Origin of the sequence: Caballeronia sp. (assembly GCF_049581465.1) — a bacterium.
Lineage (GTDB): Bacteria > Pseudomonadota > Gammaproteobacteria > Burkholderiales > Burkholderiaceae > Caballeronia.
In genome coordinates this window covers 1-2,491 of sequence record NZ_JBAUSA010000670.1, presented here as the reverse complement: position 1 = coordinate 2,491, position 2,491 = coordinate 1, and the positions used below count along the sequence as shown (strand labels likewise).

The 2,491-nt window shown below is 59.8% G+C and carries 3 protein-coding genes; 1 reads left to right on the top strand and 2 read right to left on the bottom strand.

Annotated features, from left to right (window positions below):
• A partial coding sequence (locus WCA53_RS16530) for a methyl-accepting chemotaxis protein (RefSeq protein ID WP_423912548.1) occupies positions 1–320 on the top strand: 320 nt, incomplete at its 5' end.
• A gap of 195 nt (positions 321–515) precedes the next feature.
• Here WCA53_RS16530 and WCA53_RS16525 read toward each other — a convergent pair.
• Positions 516–737 (bottom strand): zinc ribbon domain-containing protein, encoded by a 222-nt coding sequence (locus tag WCA53_RS16525; RefSeq protein ID WP_423912543.1) that lies wholly within the window; start codon positions 735–737, stop codon positions 516–518.
• 543 nt (positions 738–1,280) lie between these two features.
• On the bottom strand, positions 1,281–2,432 hold the full coding sequence (locus tag WCA53_RS16520; RefSeq protein WP_423912538.1) for a porin: 1,152 nt from the start codon (positions 2,430–2,432) through the stop codon (positions 1,281–1,283).
• Positions 2,433–2,491 lie beyond the last annotated feature (59 nt).

Sequence of the window (2,491 nt, the reverse complement as noted above, 5' to 3'; positions counted from 1 at the left end):
CCACGATGACCGAGATCGTCGGCGCGATCGCTCGCGTGACCTCGATCATGAGCGAGATTGCCGCTGCTGCTTCGGAGCAGAGCACCGGCATCGATCAGATCAATCTCGCCGTTGCGCAGATGGATGAAGTCACGCAGCAGAATGCGGCACTTGTCGAGCAGGCAGCCGCGGCGGCCAGTTCACTGGAAGATCAGGCGCAGCGTTTGACGGCGGCGGTGGCTGTGTTCCGGACCAGGTCAGGCAACTCAGCGGCCTCGCGGATACGTGAAACAGGCAGTGCGCGCGCAAGCGAAAGGCGTGCGGAGCCTGTTGGCGCATAGGCACGAGCTACTCGCTATTTGAGTGGCAATAGTTAGGCGATAAGCACGGCGCGGTTGACGTCCTCCCCTCCCCGAAGGAGGGGGATTCCAGGGCGCTCAAGCCCATTCTTCCTGAGTCACTTCGGTCGGTTCCTGCTTCGACGGGTAAGACGACTCCGCCGTCCCTCCGCAGGCAAACAAGCGCTGTCCGCGCGCTTATAAAACATCGATCGCACCGACGTGGTCGACGTTGGACGTATGGCCGCGGAGTAGGCAGGCGAACAATGCCTGCGTCTTGCGGCTTTCCTTCGCTACGTGGCCGCAGCATGGGCACGCCTGACTGGTTCGGCGGGTTCGGCCCGCCGCAGCGACGCGTAGTACTCCCACAGATTGTGCAAATCCTGAACACTGCGGTCGTGGATAATCGGCCTCATTCATCGGCCCGATTCATCGCCCTGCTTCATCGGCGCTTGATTGCGCTGATGGAGCATTCAGCACGAGCTGTGCTCGAAGCGGTGTTTTAGCAGGAGAAGGGAGACAGCAGCCGTTATGGCCATCAGCCATCGTGTCTGCGGCGGACCTTAGGACGCCACCGAGCCAGATCAAGCTCTTGCCCTCGCCGACGCCGACGCGTTTAGCAGGGGACAAGCGGCGTGAGCGCGACAAACAGGATGGGTGCCTTGTAGCCTGGCGCTGTCTAACCGCAAAAATGCCGTTGGCGAATGGGGCAAAAGACAGGCTTCTTGAGACCGTTCGACATCGCGTTTCGGAGCCGATTCAGGTGGCCTTGATTGCCGATCATCCCCGGCTCGATTACGCGGGTCAGTGGCATGGCGTGCTGGACGCCTTGATAGAATATTGCGTGCCGCGTGGACAAGTGTGTCAGCACCGTGTCCAGCGGCACTTGCATGATTGCTGCTTGCTGCCGGCGCACCCGGTTACATACCGGTACGCCGGCTATCGTGCAATCCTACCTACTACTTAGAAGCGCGTGCGGATACCGACCGTGCCAACGACCTGGTTAGCCGTCGATGACGCGCCACCCGAGTTGTTGATGTACGCATCAATCTTGTTGCCGATTGCGTGCTGATACATTGCTTCAGCGTACACGTCCGTGCGTTTCGAGAACACATAGACGGCTTGCGCGTTGATCTGGTTGAACTTCGGATCCTGGCCAAACTTCGTCGCACCCGACAGATGACCGTCGGTGAACGTGTCCGCAACACCCAGGCTAACCGCCGAGGTCAACAAGTACTTGGCGTTCAGCTCGTAGTTGTCAAAACGCATCGTGCCGTTGGTCAGACCGAACGAATCGTTGCCCGCGTACTGGCTATGCGTATAGACAAAGCCAACTTGCGCCGGGCCAAATACGTAGCCCAGTGCGCCACCGAAAATACGCGTGCGATCCGCGCCGACCTGGAAATTGCCCGTGCCGTTGGAATTGGACTCGGCCACGTCAATGGCACCACCCGTGTTCGTGCTGTTCGTGCCGTTGGTCTGCAAATAGCCGGCTGCTGCGGTGAGCGGGCCCATCGCGTAGCTCGCGCCGAAGCTGTATGCACGGTTCTCAGAAAAATCCGAACCGTTCGAGAACGCGTACAACGTACCGAACTTGAAGCCGGAGTAGTCGTTGCTCATGTACTTCACCGCGTTGCTCATGCGCAGCGAGTGATTCAGATTGTCGTTGTCAAACGGGTGCGCAAAACCGGCGTCGCCGAAGCTGCCAGCTGTTGCCGACAACGGCGCGACGAAGTCCACCAGCGAGTCGTATTGGCGACCGACCGTGACTGCGCCAAGCTGGCTGCTGGTCAAGCCAACGTACGCCTGGCGGCCGAATTCGCGGCTGTCCTGACCGAGCTTGCCGTTTTGAACGTTAAAGCCGTTCTCGAGCACGAAGACTGCCTTCAGGCCGCCACCCAGATCTTCAGAACCGCGCAGGCCCCAGCGGCTTCCGTTCACGTTGCCACTCGACGCCTGGTACAGCGGGCCATGCGTGCCGCTCTTGGACACGTTATTGGTATACATCAGGCCTGCGTCGATGAGGCCGTACAGCGTCACTGAGCTTTGTGCTTGGGCAGCGGTTGCAGCTGCAAGGCCGAGGGAGGCAAGGGACAGATGGAGGATTTTTTTCATAGCGCTTGTAATTGGATGGAGAGAACAACGCGCTGAATGGTAGGGCGACTCGGGCCCTC